Origin of the sequence: Streptomyces sp. NPDC053755 (assembly GCF_040677675.1) — a bacterium.
Classification (GTDB): Bacteria; Actinomycetota; Actinomycetes; order Streptomycetales; family Streptomycetaceae; genus Streptomyces.
In genome coordinates, this window is sequence record NZ_JBFASK010000003.1 from 138412 (window position 1) to 158899 (window position 20488).

General features: G+C 72.4%; 18 protein-coding genes and 1 pseudogene. 10 read left to right on the forward strand and 9 right to left on the reverse strand.

Annotated features, from left to right (window positions below; all coding sequences use genetic code 11):
* The first annotated feature begins 82 nt into the window (after nt 1-82).
* Nucleotides 83-1615, forward strand: coding sequence for a ricin-type beta-trefoil lectin domain protein (locus tag AB0K65_RS05265; protein ID WP_365714369.1), 1533 nt, complete (start codon nt 83-85; stop codon nt 1613-1615).
* A gap of 101 nt (nt 1616-1716) precedes the next feature.
* On the opposite strand, the gene AB0K65_RS05270 is transcribed toward AB0K65_RS05265, so the two are convergent.
* Both AB0K65_RS05270 and AB0K65_RS05275 read right to left on the reverse strand, forming a co-directional pair.
* Nucleotides 1717-2343, reverse strand: coding sequence for a lipoprotein (locus AB0K65_RS05270; RefSeq protein WP_365714370.1), 627 nt, complete (start codon nt 2341-2343; stop codon nt 1717-1719).
* 24 nt (nt 2344-2367) lie between these two features.
* On the reverse strand, nt 2368-2631 hold the full coding sequence (locus AB0K65_RS05275; RefSeq protein ID WP_365714371.1) for a winged helix-turn-helix domain-containing protein: 264 nt from the start codon (nt 2629-2631) through the stop codon (nt 2368-2370).
* Nucleotides 2632-2795: 164 nt separating this feature from the next.
* On the opposite strand from AB0K65_RS05275, the gene AB0K65_RS05280 reads away from it, so the two are divergent.
* Entirely contained in the window at nt 2796-3140 is a 345-nt protein-coding gene (locus AB0K65_RS05280) for a hypothetical protein (protein ID WP_365714372.1), read from the forward strand.
* Between the two features lie 459 nt (nt 3141-3599).
* Here the strand turns inward: AB0K65_RS05280 and AB0K65_RS05285 are convergent, their stop codons facing one another.
* Nucleotides 3600-5267: a fumarate hydratase gene (locus tag AB0K65_RS05285; protein ID WP_365714373.1), complete on the reverse strand. Its 1668-nt coding sequence runs from the start codon at nt 5265-5267 to the stop codon at nt 3600-3602.
* Nucleotides 5268-5560: 293 nt separating this feature from the next.
* Here AB0K65_RS05285 and AB0K65_RS05290 point away from each other — a divergent pair, with 293 nt between their 5' ends.
* From AB0K65_RS05290 to AB0K65_RS05305, 4 genes are all read left to right on the forward strand, one after another.
* Nucleotides 5561-7315, forward strand: a complete 1755-nt coding sequence (locus AB0K65_RS05290) for a hypothetical protein (protein WP_365714374.1) — start codon at nt 5561-5563, stop codon at nt 7313-7315.
* A 20-nt stretch (nt 7316-7335) separates the two neighbouring features.
* Nucleotides 7336-8997: a hypothetical protein gene (locus tag AB0K65_RS05295; protein WP_365714375.1), complete on the forward strand. Its 1662-nt coding sequence runs from the start codon at nt 7336-7338 to the stop codon at nt 8995-8997.
* Nucleotides 8998-9170: 173 nt separating this feature from the next.
* Nucleotides 9171-9860 (forward strand): DUF1707 domain-containing protein, encoded by a 690-nt coding sequence (locus AB0K65_RS05300; protein ID WP_365714376.1) that lies wholly within the window; start codon nt 9171-9173, stop codon nt 9858-9860.
* Between the two features lie 267 nt (nt 9861-10127).
* Nucleotides 10128-10496 carry a WhiB family transcriptional regulator gene (locus tag AB0K65_RS05305; RefSeq protein WP_365714377.1) on the forward strand — a complete coding sequence of 123 codons (369 nt, stop codon included), beginning with the start codon at nt 10128-10130 and terminating at the stop codon, nt 10494-10496.
* 89 nt (nt 10497-10585) lie between these two features.
* On the opposite strand, the gene glpX is transcribed toward AB0K65_RS05305, so the two are convergent.
* Nucleotides 10586-11617, reverse strand: a complete 1032-nt coding sequence (glpX, locus tag AB0K65_RS05310) for a class II fructose-bisphosphatase (protein WP_365714378.1) — start codon at nt 11615-11617, stop codon at nt 10586-10588.
* Nucleotides 11618-11732: 115 nt separating this feature from the next.
* Between glpX and AB0K65_RS05315 the strand changes: the two genes are divergently transcribed.
* On the forward strand, nt 11733-12269 hold the full coding sequence (locus AB0K65_RS05315; protein WP_365714379.1) for a DUF4245 domain-containing protein: 537 nt from the start codon (nt 11733-11735) through the stop codon (nt 12267-12269).
* A gap of 136 nt (nt 12270-12405) precedes the next feature.
* Here the strand turns inward: AB0K65_RS05315 and AB0K65_RS05320 are convergent, their stop codons facing one another.
* The 4 genes and pseudogenes from AB0K65_RS05320 to AB0K65_RS05335 form a co-directional block, all read right to left on the reverse strand.
* A complete protein-coding gene (locus AB0K65_RS05320) occupies nt 12406-12996 on the reverse strand; it encodes a malonic semialdehyde reductase (protein WP_365714380.1) in 591 nt (196 codons plus the stop codon).
* Between the two features lie 135 nt (nt 12997-13131).
* Nucleotides 13132-13356: an exodeoxyribonuclease VII small subunit gene (locus AB0K65_RS05325; RefSeq protein WP_365714381.1), complete on the reverse strand. Its 225-nt coding sequence runs from the start codon at nt 13354-13356 to the stop codon at nt 13132-13134.
* A gap of 241 nt (nt 13357-13597) precedes the next feature.
* Nucleotides 13598-14800, reverse strand: a pseudogene (xseA, locus tag AB0K65_RS05330) (exodeoxyribonuclease VII large subunit); the annotation flags it as partial.
* Between the two features lie 215 nt (nt 14801-15015).
* Nucleotides 15016-16371 (reverse strand): APC family permease, encoded by a 1356-nt coding sequence (locus AB0K65_RS05335; protein ID WP_365714382.1) that lies wholly within the window; start codon nt 16369-16371, stop codon nt 15016-15018.
* A gap of 272 nt (nt 16372-16643) precedes the next feature.
* On the opposite strand from AB0K65_RS05335, the gene AB0K65_RS05340 reads away from it, so the two are divergent.
* Together AB0K65_RS05340 and ppgK are read left to right on the forward strand one after the other, a co-directional pair.
* Nucleotides 16644-17648: a 4-hydroxy-3-methylbut-2-enyl diphosphate reductase gene (locus AB0K65_RS05340; protein ID WP_365714383.1), complete on the forward strand. Its 1005-nt coding sequence runs from the start codon at nt 16644-16646 to the stop codon at nt 17646-17648.
* A 33-nt stretch (nt 17649-17681) separates the two neighbouring features.
* Nucleotides 17682-18428, forward strand: a complete 747-nt coding sequence (gene ppgK / locus AB0K65_RS05345; RefSeq protein WP_365714384.1) for a polyphosphate--glucose phosphotransferase — start codon at nt 17682-17684, stop codon at nt 18426-18428.
* A gap of 127 nt (nt 18429-18555) precedes the next feature.
* Here ppgK and AB0K65_RS05350 read toward each other — a convergent pair whose 3' ends face one another.
* Nucleotides 18556-18969 (reverse strand): DUF6542 domain-containing protein, encoded by a 414-nt coding sequence (locus tag AB0K65_RS05350; RefSeq protein WP_365714525.1) that lies wholly within the window; start codon nt 18967-18969, stop codon nt 18556-18558.
* A 395-nt stretch (nt 18970-19364) separates the two neighbouring features.
* Here AB0K65_RS05350 and ychF point away from each other — a divergent pair, with 395 nt between their 5' ends.
* On the forward strand, nt 19365-20453 hold the full coding sequence (gene ychF / locus AB0K65_RS05355; RefSeq protein WP_365714385.1) for a redox-regulated ATPase YchF: 1089 nt from the start codon (nt 19365-19367) through the stop codon (nt 20451-20453).
* The last annotated feature ends 35 nt before the right edge of the window (nt 20454-20488 follow it).

The following is a 20488-nucleotide window of genomic DNA, read 5'->3' on the forward strand; positions in this document are numbered from 1 at the left end:
GAGCAGTTGTCTTGTTCCGCCTATTCCCAACGTGCGTACCGACCAGTAGAAACCGTGGGTAACCCCACCTCCAGGAGGCGCAATGAGGCGCACCAGGCTCAGACTCCGCCGGACGATCGCGGCCGCGGCCGCGGCCGCCGCGGCCTTCGGAACCATGGCAGCCGCGGCACCCGCCGGCGCGGCCGACACGACCGACGGCACCGCCCGCGTCGCATCCGTACCGCTCCCGCCCGAACTGGAGGCCATCCGCGCCGCCGAGGCCACCAGGATCTACGGCGACCCCGCCGAGCGCCCGCTCGCCGACCGCAGGACCGGCCTGATCTCCCTCGGCGACAGCGAGATCTCCGGAGAGGGCGTCGGTACCTACGAACCGCCGACCAACGGCCCCACCAACTGGTGCCACCGCTCGCCCGACGCCGCCATCCACCGCACCGGCATCCCCGCGGACCTCACGTTCAACGCCTCGTGCTCCGGCGCCTACAGCGGCAACATCAGGATCGGCGGCTCGAAGCAGTACGCCGACGAACTCGTCCAGAGCGACAACCTCGCCATCAAGGCCCGCAACACCCGCATCAAGATGGTGCTCCTCGTCGCCGGGGCCAACGACGACCTGCAGTTCGGCCCGGTGATGACGGACTGCGTCACGCGGTACCTGACCCTCCAGGGCCCCTGCGAACCCAAGTACGCCCCCGGCTGGCAGGCCCGCGTCGACGCGCTCGTCCCCAAGGTCGAGCAGACCGTGCGCGACCTCAAGGCAGTGATGCGCGACGCCGGATACGCCGACGGCGACTACAAGCTCGTCGTCATGGGCTACCCCAGCCCCATCGGCCCCGACTTCCGCGACAACCCGAACTTCCCCGGCAAGCTCGCCTGCGGAGGGCTCGGCTACGACTCCGACACCGTCTGGGGCCGCAACACCGCCGTGCCCGCCTTCCAGCGCGGCATGCGCAAGGCCGCCGCGAACACCGGCGCCACCTACCTCGACAACTCCCGGCTCTTCCACGGCCACGAGGTCTGCACGGAGGACCCCTGGGCCCGCGGCCTCTACATCGACCTCTCCAAGCCCGGCACCCCGGACGAGAACTCCGTCCGGCAGTCCTTCCACCCCAACGCCCGCGGCCACGCCGCCTTCGCCTCCTGCCTCACGCAGCTCTACGACGCCGGCCTGCGCGAAGCCGGATGCGCGGACGTGTCCTCGACCGGGAAGGCCACCCTCTTCCCGTACGCCTGGGACGACGCCTACAAGCCGCTGCGGAACGCCGCCACGGGCAACTGCGCCGACGTCGACGCCTCCGCCAGCGCCAACGGCACCGGAGTCCTCGGCTGGGACTGCCACGGGGGGCGCAACCAGGGCTGGTGGTACGACTCCGCCCGCTCCACCTTCCATACGGAACTGACCCAGGACCGCTGCCTGGACGTACCGGGCGCGAAGTACCAGGCGGGCACGGCACTGGTCCTCTGGAACTGCTCGGGCGCGGCGAACCAGCGGTTCGTACGGGACGGGGCCACGATCCGGCCGGCGGCCGCGACGGGGCTGTGCCTGACCCAGTCGGCGGCGAAGGAGCCGCTGCGGCTCCGGAACTGCGACGGCTCGGCGAACCAGCGGTTCGTCTAGGTCGTACGGCCCTCGCGCGGGCGCGTGGCCCGTGGGGCGCGTGGCCCGTGCGCCGAGGCCCCCGTCCGGTGCGGGACGGGGGCCTCGGCGCGAGCGCTCGGTCAGAGGGCCTTGACGCTGGAACGGGCCAGCTCGTACGCGGGGAGCATCTCGCGGTGCTCTTCGGTGTCGAGGCCGCCGAGGTGCACGATGACCGTGCCCTTCGGGGTGGAGACCGCGAAGGCGCTCTCCTCCTTGGACTCCTCCATGATCTCGTTGTAGACGGTGTACGTGACCTCGACGACGGGCAGCGCGCCGGCCTTCGTCTCCTTGTACGCGACCTTGGTGCTGTTCTCCTCGGCCTTCACGAACCCTTCGAGGGCCGTACGGGTCGCAGCGCCGGGGGCGGTCCAGACGCGCATGTAACCGATGTTCCCGGCGGGCTTGGCGTCGATCTCGCAGACCATCGTCGCGGGACCCTGCTTGCCGAGGGCGGCGGCGAGCTCGTCGCCCTCGTCGATCCGGACGGCCTTCGGCTTCCAGTCGGCCGCGAGGCCGAAGGACACGGGCAGAACGCACGCGGTGCCGGGCTCGCCGAGGGACGCGGCGGCCTTGGCCCCCGCGGCGACGGGCGCCTCCTTGACGTCCTGGGTCGGCGCCTTCTCGCTGCCGCACCCGGCGAGTACGCCGACCGCGGCGACGACGGCGAGGGCGGGCGCGAGGGCCCGGGCCCGTATGTGATGTCTCATGGGCGTCAGCCTAATGAGGGTGGGTCAGGCGTCGGGGGAGGGGCTGGTCGTTCCCGCGCGGGGGGTGACATAGGAGCCCTTGCCGGGGACGGTGAAGATCAGGTCGCGTTCGCGGAGTTCCCGCATGGCGCGGCGGGCGGTCATCTGTGCGATGCCGTGTTCCTCGGCCAGGCGAGCGGGCGTCGGAATCATGCGGTCCGGCGCGTACTCCCCGCTGGCGATCTTGGCTGCGATGACGTCGGCTAGCTGCACGTAAAGCGGCCGTCCCGATTCCGGATCAAGGCTCATGGTCCAACGGTAGATAGTCATACAAGTGCACGTTTGGGTGGCTCTAGCTACATCGTGATGCATCACTGTGCATCACGCACTACGGTGGTCGCGACCACGGAAGACCCCGGCGAGGTGGCTAGACCTCCCGGGGCATGGCCACCAACTTTCAAGGAGTTGATGACGTGCGGAACCTTATCGCGCGTGCCCTCGGCGGGGCTTTGATCCCCGTCATGCTCTGGCTGCTGATGCGGACCCTGCCACCCACAGGTCGCCACCGCGAGGCCCCGCCGCGTGCCCGGCACGCCGCCTCGCCGCGTCCGTCGCGCCCGCCCCGCGTCGCCACCCGGCGCTCGCCGTACAGCCGCGAACAGGCCGCGCCTCTCGACGGGGCGCGCTCGCCGCTCGTCCGTCCGTACGTGGCGGCCGCCGCCGGCCGGGCGGCACAGAGGAAGCGGCGGCGGGTGCTGTGGCTGGCGACGGTGGGGCTCGACGTGGACCACCGGAACATCCACGCGGGTGCTCGATGAGCGGGGGTGCGGGCTCCCGCTGCGGAGCGCGGCGGTCGGTGTTCGCCGTGGCGGCCGTGGTGAGGCCGGTGTGTGCCGGATCGGTCTGCGTCCTCGTGGTGGGACACGAAGGGCCGCACCGCGACCGGGCGGGGGACGCGTGGTGGGTGACGCCGGAGATCGCCGATGCGGTGAGCGTGTCCCTGTTCGCGCGTACGTTCATGGGTGAGGGCGAGCCTCCGGAGGAGGCGGCCGAACCGGAGTTCCGCTCGCCGCGCTGTGTGGTCGGCCGCCACGACCGGTGCCGGGATCACGCTCCTCGCGAGAGCGGGGTCCCGGGGGTACGGCACCTGGTGTGCGGGTGCCGGTGCCACGCGGCGCCGTGAGGGGGCCGGGGCGGGCCTGAGGGCTTCCGGCGCGTGGGCCGACCGCCGGAGGCCCCGGGCGACGTTCGCCCGGGGCCCCGACGATCGCCCCGGCTCAGCCCAGTCCCGGCCCCCGCACCGGGATGTGCGTGAACGTCGGCTCCGGCGCCGGGTTCTGGAAGAAGTCGTTGCCCTTGTCGTCCACCACGATGAACGCCGGGAAGTCCTCGACCTCGATCTTCCAGACGGCCTCCATGCCGAGCTCCTCGTACTCGACGACCTCGACCTTTTTGATGCAGTCCTGCGCCAGGCGCGCCGCCGGGCCGCCGATCGAGCCCAGGTAGAAGCCGCCGTGGCTGCCGCAGGCGTCCGTGACCTGCTTGCTCCGGTTGCCCTTCGCCAGCATGACCTTGGAGCCGCCCGCCGCCTGGAACTGCTCGACGTACGAGTCCATGCGGCCGGCCGTCGTCGGGCCGAAGGAGCCGGAGGCGTACCCCTCGGGGGTCTTCGCCGGGCCGGCGTAGTAGACCGGGTGGTCCTTGAGGTACTGCGGCATCTCCTCGCCGGCGTCGAGGCGCTCCTTGATCTTGGCGTGTGCGATGTCGCGCGCCACGACCAGCGGGCCGGTCAGGGAGAGGCGGGTCTTGACGGGGTACTTCGTCAGCTCGGCGAGGATCTCGTCCATCGGCTGGTTCAGGTCGATCCTCACGACGTCACCCTCCGTGGAGAGGTGCTCGTCGGTGGTCTCCGGCAGGAAGCGCGCCGGGTCGGTCTCCAGCTGCTCCAGGAAGACGCCCTCGGCAGTGATCTTCGCGACGGCCTGGCGGTCGGCCGAGCAGGACACGGCGATCGCGACGGGCAGCGAGGCGCCGTGCCGGGGGAGTCGGACGACGCGGACGTCGTGGCAGAAGTACTTGCCGCCGAACTGCGCGCCGATGCCGATCTTCTGGGTCAGCTCGAAGACCTTCTCCTCCAGCTCCTTGTCCCGGAAGCCGTGGCCCAGCTCCGACCCCTCGGCGGGCAGCTCGTCCAGGTAGTGCGCGGAGGCGTACTTCGCGGTCTTCAGGGCGAACTCGGCCGAGGTGCCGCCGACGACGATCGCCAGGTGGTACGGCGGGCAGGCGGCCGTGCCGAGTGAGCGGATCTTCTCCTCCAGGAACTTCATCATGCTCGCCTCGTTGAGCACGGCCTTCGTCTCCTGGTAGAGGAAGGACTTGTTGGCGGAGCCGCCGCCCTTGGCCATGAAGAGGAACTTGTACGCGCCGCCGTCGGTCGCGTACAGCTCGATCTGCGCGGGCAGGTTCGAGCCGGTGTTCTTCTCGTCCCACATGGTCAGCGGGGCCATCTGCGAGTACCGCAGGTTCAGCTTGGTGTACGCGTCGTAGATGCCGCGGGAGAGGGCCTCCTCGTCGCCGCCCCGGGTCAGCACGTTCTGGCCGCGCTTGCCCATGACGATGGCGGTGCCGGTGTCCTGGCACATGGGCAGCACGCCGGCGGCGGCGATGTTGGCGTTCTTGAGCAGGTCGAGCGCGACGAACTTGTCGTTGCTCGACGCCTCCGGGTCGTCGATGATCCGGCGCAGCTGGGCCAGGTGGGCCGGGCGCAGGTAGTGCTGGATGTCGTGGATCGCCTCGGCGGCCAGCCGGCGCAGGGCCTCCGGCTCGACCTTGAGGAACGTACGGCCGTCGGCCTCGACGGTGGAGACACCATCGGCGGTCACCAGGCGGTAGGGCGTGGTGTCCTCTCCCAGGGGGAGCAGATCGGAGTACGCAAACTCTGGCATGACGGCAGCCATTCCTCACTCGGCAGACAGCAGCGCCGCCTCCATTGGCGGCGCGTCCTCCAGCGTAGAGCGCGGCTCGGCGGCGGCGTCTGTGAGGTAAGGCTCAGTTCCGGGCGGGTGATGTCCGTATCGGCCAAGTGACGCCCACGCTGCGTGTCCCTCACCTCGCCTCGGGTGGGGGGTCCAGATTGTGCTCGTACGTGCCTTGTGCACCGGCCGCCTCTTCCGTGCCGCCGGGGAGACCTCGATCGCGTACGGGAGGAAGACCGATGACACCTGGGTGGAGAGGGGCCGTGGCCGTGGCCGCGGCGGCCTTGCTGTGGGGCGGTCTCGCGCCGGGGGTGGTGCCCGACGGTGCTCGGGCGGCACTTGCGGCACCCACGGCCTACGCGGCACCCACGGCCTACGCGGCGCAGGCGCCGCACGTGGCGGGGACGACGCGAGCGGCGGGCCGGTCCGCCGAGCCCGGTACGGCGTTCGCCTGGGGCGACCGGGCCGAGGGCCGGCTCGGCGACGGGGCCGCTTCGGGGGTGCGGACCACGCCGGGCACGGTCTGCGCGGGCGGTTCGTGCGCGGCCGCGCTGGAGGGTGTGGTCGCCGTCGAGGGCGGTTCCGGACACGGCATGGCCCTGCGGAACGACGGCACGGTCTGGACCTGGGGTGCCAACCAGTACGGACAGCTGGGCGACGGCACGACCACGCCACGGACCACGCCCGTCCCGGTCGCCTCCCTCACCGACGTGAACGCCATCGCGGCGGGCGACCACCACAGCCTCGCGCTCCGCCGGGACGGGACCGTCTGGGCGTGGGGCCGCAACCACGCCGGCCAGCTCGGCGACGAGACCGCCACCGACCGGTCCGCCCCCGTGCAGGTGCGGTGCCTCTTCTTCCCCGAAGCGGGGTGCGGCGAGCCCGTCCTGGCCCGGGCGACCGCCATCGCCGCGGGCGCCGCGCACAGCCTCGCCCTCCACGCGGGCGGCGAGGTGAGCGCCTGGGGCGACAACTCCTCGGGGCAGCTGGGCGACGGCACGACCGAGTCCAGCGCCTTCCCGGTCCCCTCGGGCGTCCCCCACCGGATCAAGGCCATCGCCGCGGGCGCGCGCCACAGCGTGGCCGTGCGCCAGGACAACGGCGCGGTCGTCGCCTGGGGATCCAACACCAGCGGGCAGCTGGGCAACGGCACCACCACCGGCAGCACCTGGCCCGGGGCGGTCTGCGCGACCGGCACGAGTGCCGGATGCGCCACCTTCCTCACCGCCGTGACCGGCGTCGAGGCGGGCGGCGCCCACACGCTCGCGGTCCTCGACGGCGGGGTCCGCGCCTGGGGCCAGAACAGCGCGGGACAGCTGGGCGACGGAACGACCACCCAGCGGACCACGCCCGTGCGGGTCTGTGCCACCGGAACGGGCGCCGGATGCACCTCCTTCCTCGGCGGGGTGGCCTCGGTCGCCGCGGGCGGGTCCTTCAGCCTCACCCGGCAGGCCGACGGCACGGCCCGCGCCTGGGGCTCCAACGCCTTCGGCCAGCTCGGCGACGGAACGCAGACGAGCAGGCCGGCCTCGGTCCGGGTGTGCGCCCCCGGCAGGCCCGCGCCGTGCGACCGCCTCCTCGAAGGGGCCGGGACCGTCGCGGCGGGCGCGGACTTCGCCCTGGCGGCCGTCCGCCCGCGCGCCGACGTGCGCGTCGCGATCGGCGCGGACGAACCGGTCGCGAGCGGCGAGGACCTGACGTACACGGTCACGGTCCGCAACGACGGTCCGACCGCGGCGGACGACGTCACCGTCGGCGGCGGCCTGCCGGCCGGGAGCGGATTCGTGAGCGTCACGTCCAGCAGGGGGAGTTGCACGGGCCCGCCGGCCGGCGGCTCCGGCACCGTGACGTGCGCGCTCGGCCGGATCGGCGCCGACGCCCAGGCCACGGTGAGCATCCGGGTCAGGGTCACCGCCGCGACCGGGACCATGATCGCCGGGACGGTGACGGTGAGCGCCGGCACGTCCGATCCCAAGCAGGTCAACAACACCGCGGTCCTCCGGACGCCGGTGAGCTGATGCGTACGAGAGGACGATCCATGGGATGTGCCGTGCGGGGCCGCCGCTCACCGGGACGGGCCGTGGCGCTGGGGCTGACCGTGCTGTTGTGGGCGGGCCTCGCGCCCTCGGCGGCCGTCGCCGGCCGGGCCGCCGAACCGGGCGACGTGGTGGCCTGGGGGTCCAACGACTACGGGCAGCTGGGTGACGGGTCGACCGTCGGCGCGAGCCCCGGACCGGTCGCGGTCTGCGGCGCCGCTCCCTGCCCCAGGGCGCTGGGCCGGGTCGTCGCCGTGGAAGCGGGCTACCTCCACAGCGTGGCCCTCACCTCCGACGGCACGGTCTGGACGTGGGGGAGCAACGAGACCGGGCAGCTGGGCGACGGCACCTACGTCAGCCGCCACGCGCCCGTCCGGGTGGGCTCCCTGACGGGGGTGACCGCGATCTCCGCCGGCCGCCTCCACACCCTCGCGGTCCGCTCCGACGGCACCGTCTGGGCCTGGGGATACAACGGCGAGGGCCAGCTGGGCAACGGCACCACCACCGCAAGCAACGTGCCCGTCCAGGTCTGCGCCCAGAACACCTCGGCGGGGTGCACCAGCTTCCTCACGGGGGTGGCCGACGTCTCGGCGGGCTACGCGCACAGTCTCGCCGTGAGCACCGGCGGAGCGGTCCGCGCCTGGGGCGACAACCGCTACGGCGCGCTCGGCGACGGCACCACCGTCCAGCGGCTCGTCCCCGTCCCCACCCTGCTGACCGGCGGGGTCCGGAGCGTCGCCGCCGGCCTCTTCTTCAGCCTGGGCGCGATGACGGACGGCACCGCGCGTGGCTGGGGGCAGAACTTCCACGGCTATCTCGGCGACGGCACGACCACCGACCGGACCGCGCCCGTGCGGGTCTGCGCGGTCGGGACCTCGGCCGGCTGCACCGCCTTCCTCGGCGGTGTGGCGTCGGTGGCCGCGGGCGAGGACCACGGACTGGCCGTACTGGCCGACGGCGGTGTCCGGGCCTGGGGCCACAACGGCCAGGGGCAGTTGGGCGACGGGACGACGACCGACCGGCACACGCCGGTGCGCGTCTGCGGCACGGGTACGAGCGCCGGATGCACCGTCTTCCTCGGCGGGGCCACCGCCGTCGACGCCGGGTTCCGGTTCGGTGTGACCCGGCATGCCGACGGCACCGTCCGCACCTGGGGAAGCGGCAGGACCACCCCGAACCGTGTCTGCGCGTCCGTGCAGAGTCCGACCTGCGACCGGCTGCTGGAGGGGGTCGGCGCGGTGGCGGCGGGCTTCGCACACAGCCTGGCCGTCGCCCTGCCCCGCGCCGATCTGCGGGTCACGATCACCTCGGACGCGCCCGTGACGAACGGAGAGGACCTGACGTACACGGTCACGGTCCGCAACAACGGGCCGACCGCCGCCGACGACGTGGTGCTCGACGACAGCCTCCCCGGCGAGGGGCGGTTCGTGACCGCCACGCCGAGCAGGGGGACGTGCGCCGTCCTGCCGCCCACCGGGTCATCCGACACCGTGACCTGCGCCTTCGGCCGCATCGGGCGCAACGCCCAGGCGACCGCGACCATCAGGGTCACGGTCAGGGCGACGGCGGGGACCACGATCACCGACACGGCGACGGCCGGGAGCGGCACGCCCGACCCGAACCCGGGTGACAACACCGCGTCACTCCGGACGACGGTGGGCTGAGACCCCGGCACCCCGCCTGGCACCCCGCCCGCCCGCTCCTGCCGGAGCCTCGCGAGGCCCCTCCCGCCGCACCCCGCGACGGGAGGGGCCTTCTCCGTGTTCCGGGCGGCCCCTTCCACACAGCGCGCGCGGTGGGCTAGTCGCGATCTATCGCGTTTCGCTAAGGTGGTGTCGTGGACCTCGACAAGCAGCCCCAGAAGCCGGTCGCCCCCGCCGAGCCCGCCCCGGCGCCCGCCGCCGTCGGCGACTCCCTGAGGGCCTCGGACGCCGACCGGGACCGGATCGCGGACATCCTCCGGGACGCCCTGGCCGAGGGGCGGATCGACGCCGAGGAGCATTCCGAGCGGATCGACGCGGTCTACCGCGCCAAGACCGTGGGCGAGCTGGAGCCCATCGTCCGCGACCTGCCCGCCGGCGCCCGCCCCCGCCCGGAGCCGGCATCGGCGTACGCCTACGGCCCCGACGACACCTCGGGCCCCGCCGACAACCTGGTCGCCGTCTTCTCCAGCACCACCCGCAAGGGCCGCTGGCGCGTGAGCCGCCGGACCAACGCCTTCTCCCTCTTCGGGAACATCGAGATCGACCTGACCGAGGCGCTCTTCGCCCAGCGGCTCACCACCATCAACGCCACCTCCGTCTTCGGCAACGTCGAGGTGCGGGTCCCGGAGAACATCACCCTGCGGGGCAACGGCACCGGAATCTTCGGCAACTTCGAGGTGGTGAACCTGGAGGCCGCCGACCCGCAGGCCCCGGTCGTCGTGATCAACGGCTATTCGGTCTTCGGCAACGTCGAGGCCAAGCCCAAGCGCGGCAAGTGGATCACCGACCTCCAGAACCAGTTGCGCAAGCACCTCGGCCACTGACCCGGGGCCGGGTCGCGGCCCCGCCGGCGCTGAACCGGCGTCGCGTCGGCCACCGACCGGAGAGGCGACGGAGCCGACCGGGTGTCGCGCCGTCCGGTGACCGGTCGCCGCGTCGGCGAGCCCCGCGGACGCCGATCCGGGTGACCGGATTCCGACCCTCGGATTCCGCACTCCGGAACTCCCTGGCACGCGGTGCATAGGCGTACGCACAGCGGGTAAGGCTGCTGCATCGTCTCTCGCTCGCGAAGCCGTCGTCAGGAGTAGACCGTGCTGCATCCGCCGCATCAGCCCCTCCAGGTCGCCGCCGTCCCTTCCCAGGCCGCCCCCGCACGGGAGGACGAGGCAGGCCCCTGGCATTCGGAGGCGGTGTGCCGCCGGGACGAAGCCGGACTGTTCTTCGCCCCCTCCAAGGAGCCGACCGCCGCCCGGCTCTCGCGGGAGGAGGCCGCCAAGCGGGTCTGCGCCCGCTGCCCCGTGATGGTCGAGTGCCGCGAGCACGCGCTGCTCCAGCCGGAGCCGTACGGCGTGTGGGGCGGGCTGACCGCGGCCGAGCGCCGCGTGGTGCTCGCCCGCCGCCGGCGGCGCGAGGTGGAGCTCAGAAACGCCGCGACGGACCGGATCGCCGCCGCGGGCTGACGGCCCCGGCGGCCCGGCCGTACGGGAAGGGGCGCCCCCACCGCACATGGGGGCGCCCCTCTTCGTGTCTCCGTGCCCTGCGTCCGGCGCTACTTCGCGCGGTCGAAGTCGATCTTGCTGTAGGCGCGCAGCTTCGAGAGCCGGTGCGTCGAGTCGATCTGGCGGATCGTGCCCGACTTCGAGCGCATCACGAGAGACGACGTGGTCGCCGTCTCGGAGCGGTAGCGGACCCCCCGCAGCAGCTCGCCGTCGGTGATGCCGGTGGCCACGAAGAACACGTTCTCGCCGCTGACCAGGTCGTTCGTGGACAGCACCCGGTCGAGGTCGTGGCCGGCGTCGATCGCCTTCTGGCGCTCGGCGTCGTCCTTCGGCCACAGCTTGCCCTGGATCACACCGCCCAGGCACTTGATGGCACAGGCCGAGATGATGCCCTCGGGCGTGCCGCCGATGCCGAGCAGCAGGTCGACGCCGGTGCCCTCGCGGACGGCCATGATCGAGCCGGCGACATCGCCGTCGGAGATGAACTTGATCCGGGCGCCGGTCTCGCGGATCTCCTTGACGATCCCCTCGTGGCGGGGACGGTCCAGGATGACGACCGTGACGTCCTCGGGCGCCATGCGCTTGGCCTTGGCGACCCGGCGGATGTTGACCGAGACGGGGGCGTTGATGTCGACGAAGTCGGCGGCCTCGGGGCCGGTGACCAGCTTGTCCATGTAGAAGACCGCGGACGGGTCGAACATGGTGCCGCGGTCGGCGGCGGCCAGGACGGCGATCGCGTTCGGCATGCCCTTGGCGTTGAGCGTGGTGCCGTCGATCGGGTCGACGGCGATGTCCACCTCGGCGCCGGTACCGTCGCCGATGCGCTCCCCGTTGTAGAGCATGGGGGCTTCGTCCTTCTCGCCTTCGCCGATGACGACGACGCCGTTCATCGAGACGGTGGAGACGAGGGTCCGCATGGCGTTGACCGCGGCGCCGTCGGCGCCGATCTTGTCCCCGCGGCCGACCCAGCGGCCGGCGGCCATGGCGGCGGCCTCGGTGACACGTACCAGTTCGAGGGCGAGGTTGCGGTCGGGGGCCTCGGGCGAGACCTCGAGCTCGGACGGCAGATGATGCTCGGTCATCGGAGCGCACCTTTCTGTACGGCGACGGCCGGAATGGAGGGTGCTGCGACTCTATCGGTACGTCGACAAATTGAGCAGAGGGGCCCACGTATGAGCGCGGCATCGTGATGCGACCATGGGGGGCGTGGCAGGTATGCGAGGCAGACAGACGGTCCGCGGGATGATTCAGTCCCTTGCGGTGATCTTGGTGGCCGCGGGCGTGATGTATTACTTCATCCCGCACGACGAGGACGCGAACCCGGTCCAGGTGAAGGACTACCGGGTGGAGCTCCTGACGGCCCAGCGGGCGGCGCCGTATCCGGTGCTGGCGCCCGAGGGTCTCGGTGGCGACTGGAAGGCGACGGTCGTCTCGTACAACCGCGAGCAGGGCGACACGTGGCGGCTGGGCTTCCTCGACCCGGACACGCAGTACGTGGCCCTCTACCAGTCGACGTCGGAGCCGAAGAAGTTCGTCCCGGACGTGACGCAGCGGGCCAAGGACTCCGGGAAGACGCAGACGGTGGCCGGTCAGGTCTGGCAGCGCTGGGAGGGCCCGCACTACGACGCCCTCGTGCGCACGGACGGCGAGGCGACGACCGTGGTGACCGGCACGGCGTCGTTCGAGCGGCTGGCGGAGATGGCCGGCTCGCTGCGGGCGGGCAAGGCGGCTTAGCCGCGGTCCGCCGGTACGGGAAAGGCCCCGGGCGCGATGCGCTGGGGGCCTTTTCACGTCGGATCCGGGCGGTCCGGTTCGGATCCGGGGGTCCGGGTGCGGTCCGTGGGGAGATCCGTGTCCGATTCCGTCGGGGTCAGACGGTGGTGACGACGTCGTCGTAGGCCAGGCGCGGGGAGCGGGGGAACCAGGCGTCCTCGCCCGGCTTGCCGATGTTGACGACCATCAGCGGGGTGTGGTCGTCGTCCAGGAACTCCTTCTGGACGCCGGCGAAGTCGAGGCCGGTCATCGGGCCGGCGGCGAGGCCGGCGGCGCGGACGCCGACGATGAAGTAGGCGGCCTGAAGGGCGGCGTTCAGCAGGGCCGAGTTCTCGCGGACCGGGCGCTCGGCGAAGAACATGTCCTTGGCCTGCGGGAAGTGCGGGAGCAGGGCCGGCAGGTCCTCGTGGAACTCGTTGTCGGCGGACAGGATCGCGACGAGCGGGGCGGCGGCGGTCTTGGGCTGGTTGCCCTCGGCCATGTGCTTGATCAGGCGCTCGCGGGCCTCGGGGGAGCGGACCAGGGTGATGCGCAGCGGGGTCTGGTTGAAGGCGGTCGGGCCGAACTTCACCAGGTCGTAGATCGCCTGGACCTGCTCGTCCGTCACCGGCTCGTCGGTGAACGTGTTGGCGGTGCGGGCCTCGCGGAAGAGGAGGTCCTGGGCGGCGGGGTCAAGAACGAGAGACATCTGCGTACCTTCCGGACAAGCAAGGGGGTCAAGCGATGCCTCGACCGTACGCCGGTGTTTGGTTAATTTTCAACTAAACGAACCGGATAGTGGTCCGGTTCACAGGCGTACGGGGGATTCGTACCCCCTCCGACGTCACCCCTCGTCGTCCGCGGCCTCCGCCGCCAGCGAGGCGTCGAGCCGCGCCCTGGCCCCTTCCAGCCACCGCCGGCAGACCTTCGCCAGCTCCTCGCCACGCTCCCAGAGGGCCAGGGACTCCTCCAGGGTCGTCCCGCCCGCCTCCAGCCGCCGGACGACCTCGATCAGCTCGTCCCGCGCCTGCTCGTACCCGAGCGCTGCCTCTTCCACCGTGCCTGCCATGCGCACCACCCTATGCGTGGGGTCGGACAAGGGATCAGGACCCGTCCGCGTGAGTCTCCTGTGCTCCGCCGGCGGCGAGGGGCTCGCCGGAACGAGGCCCGCCATCGGGGCCCTGCGGCGCGTCGCCGTGGTCCCGCCCTCCGTCGCCGTGGTCCTGTGCCGGGTCGGCGTGGTCCTGTGCCGCGTCGCCGTGGTCCTGTGCCGGGTCGGCGGCCGCGGTTCCGTCGGCGCGCGGTGCGCCGACGCGGCGGACCGCGAAGTCCCCGGCCGCCACCCTGGCCCGCAGCTCCTCGTCCGCCGCGACCTCCTCGGGGCTGCGCACCACCGAGCCGTCCGCCCGCTGGAGCACCGCGTACCCGCGCTCCATCGTCGCGGCCGGCGACAGGGCCCGTACCCGCGCGCGGGTGTGCGACAGCTCGGAGTCGGCCCGGTCGAGGAGGTGCCCGAGGGTCCGCCGGCTGCGCGCGAGGAGGGCGTCCAGCTCGTCCTCGCGAAGCTCCACCATCCGCTGCGGATGCTCCATGACGGGCCGCGTCAGCGCGTGGGCCAGCCCGCGCTCCTCGCGTTCGAGCAGCCCCCGCACCGTCCGCAGCGCCCGGTCCCGCAGCCCCCGCACCCGCTCCAGCTCCTCCCCGACGTCCGGTACGGCCTTCTTGGCCGCGTCCGTCGGCGTGGAGGCCCGCAGGTCGGCGACCAGGTCGAGCAGGGGCGAGTCGGGTTCGTGGCCGATCGCGGAGACCACCGGCGTACGGCAGTCGGCGACCGCCCGGATCAGCCGCTCGTCCGAGAACGGCAGCAGGTCCTCCACGCTGCCGCCGCCCCGGGCCACGATGATCACGTCCACGCCCTCGTGGGCGTCGAGCTCCCTGACGGCCTGGACGACCTGCGGCACGGCCTTCACGCCCTGGACGGCGACGTTGCGCACCTCGAACCGGACGGCGGGCCAGCGCCGCCGGGCGTTCTCCAGGACGTCCCGCTCGGCCGCGGAGGCGCGGCCCGAGACGAGGCCGACGAGCTGGGGGAGGAACGGCAGCGGCTTCTTGCGGTCGAGAGCGAACAGCCCCTCGGCGCCCAGGCTCCGCTTCAGCTGCTCGAGACGGGCCAGCAGCTCCCCGATGCCGACCGGCTTGATCTCCACGGCCCGCAGGGAGAGCTGCCCGCGCGGCGCGTACCACTCGGGCTTGGCGTGCACGACGACGCGCGCGCCCTCGGAGACGATGTCGGCGACGGCGTCGAACACCTGGCGGTAGCAGGTGACGCCGATGGAGATGTCGTGCGACGGGTCCCGCAGGGTCAGGAAGACGACGCCCGCGCCGGGGCGCCGCGACAGCTGCGTGATCTGCCCCTCGACCCACACGGCTCCGAGCCGGTCGATCCAGCCTCCGATGAGCCGGGAGACCTCCCCGACGGGAATCGGCGCTTCGGCGGACGTAGTGAGAGCCATGCGCCGAGACTAGTGGCCCGCTCGGACATCCGAACGGGCCCGGCCCGTCCGTCCCGATCGCCGTGTCGTCCGCCCGGCCTGGGCGTCAGGTGTGTCGCCGTGCCGGTCCCGGGCTCGTCCGTCAGGTCCGCCGTGCCGGTCCCGGGCTCGTCCGTCAGGTCCGCCGTGCCGGTCCCGGCCGGCTCGTCACGTCCGCCGTGCCGGGCCGCGGGCCTTCACGTCCGCCGCGCCGTCCCCTGCACCGCGAGGACCACCAGCCCCACCCCCAGCCACACCACACCCACCAGCTGGGCCGATGTCGCCGCCTCCGCGATGACCGCCACCAGGATCGCCGCGCCCACCACCGGCGCCACCACGTGCTTGAGCACGTGCGGCGGCCCCTCCGCCCGCCGTACCGCGAACCAGCCCACCACGCTCGCGTGCAGCAGCACGAACGCCGTCAGCGCCCCGATGTCGACGACCGACACCAGGTGGTCCAGCCCGTCGTCCCGCCGCGCCGCCCACACCGCCGCCACCATCGTCACGGTCGCGGCGACCAGGAGCGCCACCCGCGGCACCCCCGAGTCCGTGCGCGCGAGCGCCCGCGGCAGCCGCCGGTCGCGGCCCATCGCGAAGAGGAGCCTGCCCCCCGCGGCCTGCCCCGCCAGCGCGGCGAACGCCGCGCCGATCGCCTTGGAGACCGCCACCAGGTCGTGCAGCCAGCCGCCCACGGACGCCTCCACGGCGTCGTAGAAGGCCGATCCCTGCTTCACCGGCTCGGCCGCCAGCTCCGCCGACGACACCGGTTCGAGGAGCGCCACCAGATACGTCTGGGCGATGAACAGCACCCCGGCCAGCGCCAGGCAGAACAGCACCGCCCGCGCGACCTTCGCCGAACCGCCCGTGACCTCCTCGGCGAAGGAGGCGATCGCGTCGAAGCCGAGGTACGACAGCACGGCCACCGACACCGCGCCCAGCACGGCGGCGAGCGAGAACGACACGTCGCCCGTCAGCGGCGACCACCAGTCGCGCCGCGCCCCGTCCCGTATGAGAACGACCGCGGCCGAGACGACGAAGACCAGCAGCACCACGATCTCCATCGCGAGCACCGCGAAGCCGACCCGCGCCGCCGCGCGCACGCCCCACAGGTTGAGCAGGGTCGTGATCACCACCGCGATCCCGGTCCAGACCCACCGGTCGACCTCGGGGACCAGCGCCTCCATGGCGATTCCCGCGAACAGGTAGGCCACGGCGGGGATCAGCAGGTAGTCGAGCATCGCCATCCACCCGGCGACGAAGCCGGGGCCCTCGCCCAGGCCCTTGCGGGCGTAGGTGAACACCGATCCCGCCTGCGGGGCGACCCGCACCATCTGCGCGTAGCTGAACGCGGTGAACGCCATGGCGACCGTCGCGACGAGGTACACCAGCGCCACCGCGCCGTGCGACTTCGCGTCGAGCGTGCCGAAGACACCGACCGGTGCCATGGGCGCGATGAAGAGCAGGCCGTAGACGACGAGGTCGCGGAAGCCGAGGGTCCGCCGCAGGCCGGTGTGCGCCGCGACCGGCGGCTCCTGCTGTGATTCCTGCGCCATGGGGCCAGTCTCGGCCACGGAGTCGATCATCCGCCTGACCGACGCGGCCGAAGGGAACCACGCCCGCCGGCGGGGCGGGCGGGTCAGGGGCGCCCCCCCCGCGAGGCCGAGCCCGCGGCCGTTTCCCCGGTCGGCCCGTGGCCCCCGGTCGGCCCACGTTTCCGCTCGGCCCGCGTTTCCGGTCGGCCCGTGGCCCGCGGCCCGTCCCGCGCTGCGCCCTCCGTCGTCCGTACGAGTGGCTGCGAGCAGGGCCCTCAAGGCGCGGCCTTACGATGGGACGCATGACTGCTACGCCCGCGACCAACCGCCCGAAGCGTGTCCTGCTCGCCGCTCCCCGCGGCTATTGCGCGGGTGTGGACCGTGCCGTGATCGCCGTGGAGAAGGCCCTGGAGCAGTACGGGTCCCCGATCTACGTCCGCCACGAGATCGTCCACAACAAGTACGTCGTCCAGACGCTGGAGCGGAAGGGCGCGATCTTCGTCGACCAGGCCACCGAGGTGCCCCCGGGCAACATTGTCATGTTCTCCGCGCACGGCGTGGCGCCGACCGTCCACGAGGAGGCCCGGCAGGGCCGGCTCGCGACCATCGACGCGACCTGCCCGCTGGTCACGAAGGTGCACAAGGAGGCCGTCCGGTACGCCGAGGCCGACTTCGACATCCTGCTGATCGGCCACGAGGGCCACGAGGAGGTCATCGGCACCTCCGGCGAGGCGCCCGACCACATCCAGCTGGTCGACGGCCCGGAGGACGTGGCCAAGGTGGAGGTGCGCGACCCCTCCAAGGTCGTCTGGCTCTCCCAGACCACGCTCTCGGTCGACGAGACGATGGAGACGGTCGACGCGCTGCAGGACAAGTTCCCGCAGCTGATCTCCCCGCCGTCCAGCGACATCTGCTACGCCACGCAGAACCGGCAGACCGCCATCAAGGAGCTCGCCGGTCAGGCGGAGCTGGTGATCGTGGTCGGCTCGAAGAACTCCTCGAACTCCATCCGCATGGTCGAGGTCGCCAAGCAGGCCGGCGTGCCCGAGGCGTACCTCGTCGACTTCGCCAGCGAGATCGACGAGGCGTGGCTGGAAGGCGTCACGACGGTCGGCCTCTCCTCCGGTGCCTCGGTCCCGGACGTCCTGGTCGAGGAGGTCCTGGTGTGGCTCTCCGAGCGCGGCTACGCCGACGTGGAGATCGTGAAGACCGCCGACGAGTCCCTGACGTTCTCGCTCCCCAAGGAGCTTCGCAACAAGGACCTGCGGGCCGAGGCCGCCGCGCTCCTCGAGGAGTGAACACCGGGGTGTGTTTCCCCTACCGTTGATTCCATGAACGTCTTCGGAGTGGACATCGGCGGCTCGGGCATCAAGGGCGCCCCCGTGGACCTGGAGCGCGGAGCGCTCACGGAACCGCGCCACAAGGTACTCACCCCCCATCCCGCGACGCCGGACGACGTCGCGGGATGTGTCGCGGAGGTCGTGGAGAACTTCGGCTGGTCGGGGCCGGTGGGCGTCACCTTCCCCGGCGTGGTGACCGACTCGACGATCCGCACGGCGGCCAACGTCGACAAGAAGTGGGTCGGCGTCGACGCGGGCAGACTGCTCGGCGAGCGCCTCGGGGGCCTCCCGGTGACGGTCCTCAACGACGCCGACGCGGCGGGGGTCGCCGAGATGACCTTCGGCGCGGGCCGGGGCCGCAAGGGCACCGTGATCCTTCTGACGCTGGGTACGGGCATCGGCTCGGCCCTCTTCGTCGACGGGCGGCTCGTGCCGAACACGGAGCTGGGTCATCTGGAGCTGAAGGGGCACGACGCGGAGAAGCGGGCCTCGACGAAGGCGAAGGAGGACGAGGACCTCACCTGGGAGCACTGGGCGACGCGGCGGGTCCAGAAGTACCTCGCGCACGTGGAGATGCTCTTCTCGCCGGACCTGTTCATCATCGGCGGCGGAGTGAGCCGGAAGGCGGACAAGTTCCTTCCGCTGATCGAGGGGATCAGGGCGGAGATCGTCCCGGCGGGCCTGCAGAACGACGCCGGCATCGTGGGCGCGGCGATGGCGTCGCAGGTCCTCCACTAGGGAGCGACCGGAAGGTATCGCCGTCCGCCCGGAGGGCGCGGGCCGCGGCGTCCGGTGCGCGCGGGGCGTCGCGGCCCGGGCGGGACTTTCCGGACACGGCCTGGCCCGTCGGGCCGCCGCGGGCTTGCTACGGGGCGGGGCGGCGGCCCGGGAGCGGGCGGGCGCCGGCGCGCTGCCGGCGCCCCATGTCCCGTACCTTCCGGACGCTGCTGATCAGTCCGGCGACGAGCGTGCCTCCGTACAGCCAGCCGGCGTGGACGGCGAGGGCGGTGACCACGGCCATCGCCTGGCCGCCGAAGCCACCGGAACCGCCGGCGATAGGCACGACGCCGACGGCGAAGGCGATGGGGACGCTGATGGGGGCCGTCACGAGGTCGGCGGGGCGCACCCAGAGCGCGGTGAGGGCGCTGACCGGCAGGAACAGGATCCCGAAGACGACCGGGGACCCGTCGAAGAGCAGCCGGTCGAGGAGACCGAGCACCAGCATGACGGCGGAGGCGAAGAGCCCGGCGCCGAGGCCGGTCAGCCGGGGATGGGGCAGCCGTCCCTGGGCGGTGGTGGCGGGCGGTACCGGCCTGGTGCGCGCGGGCCCGGCGGCGCGCTCCACCCGGCCTCGGCCGGACGGCCCGGGGCGGGCGGCGACGCGGTAGACGGCGGCGCCCTCGACGAGCGCGCCGGGCGGGGTCAGAGGGGTCTGCGGCCGCCGGCGGCCCTGGGGCTGACTAGTCCTGTGCTGCTCCACTCCACCAACGTAGGTCGGGTAGGGGTCGCGCACCGCCGTGAGACACGCCCTTTGGGTGACCTCTCGGCCGATATCGACCGAGAGTCGACGGGGAACGTCCGTCGTCGGCCGGTTCGCCGCGCCCGTAAACTGGGGGATCGGCCCACTGGCCACACCGCGCCCACACCGCATCCACCGCTAGGGAAGTCGCCACCGTGTCGCTCACGATCGGAATCGTCGGCCTGCCGAATGTCGGCAAGTCGACCCTGTTCAACGCCCTGACCAAGAACGACGTGCTGGCGGCCAACTACCCGTTCGCCACGATCGAGCCCAACGTCGGCGTCGTCGGGGTCCCCGACGCCCGCCTGACGAAGCTGGCCGAGATCTTCAGCTCGCAGCGGGTTCTGCCGGCGACGGTCGACTTCGTCGACATCGCGGGCATCGTCCGGGGCGCGAGCGAGGGCGAGGGCCTCGGCAACAAGTTCCTCGCGAACATCCGCGAGTCGGACGCGATCTGCCAGGTCATCCGCGCCTTCAAGGACGAGAACGTCGTGCACGTCGACGGCAAGGTCTCGCCGAAGGACGACATCGAGACGATCAACACCGAGCTGATCCTGGCCGACCTCCAGACGATCGAGAAGGTCCTGCCGCGCCTGTCGAAGGAGGCGCGCATCAAGAAGGACGTGGCGCCGAAGGTCGCGGCGGTCGAGGCGGCGAAGGAGATCCTGGAGAGGGGCGACACCCTCTTCTCGCAGGGCATCCTCCAGGGCTCGGAGAAGGCCGAGCTCCTCCACGACCTGCACCTGCTGACGACGAAGCCCTTCCTCTACGTCTTCAACGTGGACGAGGAGGAGCTGACCGACGACGCCTTCAAGGACGAGCAGCGCGCGCTGGTCGCCCCGGCCGAGGCGATCTTCCTCAACGCCAAGCTGGAGCAGGACCTGGCGGAGCTCGACGAGGAGGACGCCATGGAGCTCCTCCAGTCCGTCGGCGCCGAGGAGCCGGGCCTGGCGACCCTCGCCCGCGTGGGCTTCGACACCCTGGGCCTCCAGACCTACCTCACGGCCGGCCCGAAGGAATCCCGCGCCTGGACGATCAAGAAGGGCGCCACGGCCCCCGAGGCGGCCGGCGTGATCCACACGGACTTCCAGAAGGGCTTCATCAAGGCCGAGGTGATCTCCTTCGCCGACCTGGTCGAGACGGGCTCGGTCGCGGACGCCCGCGCGGCGGGCAAGGCCCGCATGGAGGGCAAGGAGTACGTGATGCAGGACGGCGACGTCGTGGAGTTCCGCTTCAACGTCTGATCGCGTATCCAGATGCGGCCTGACCTGCGTGGATG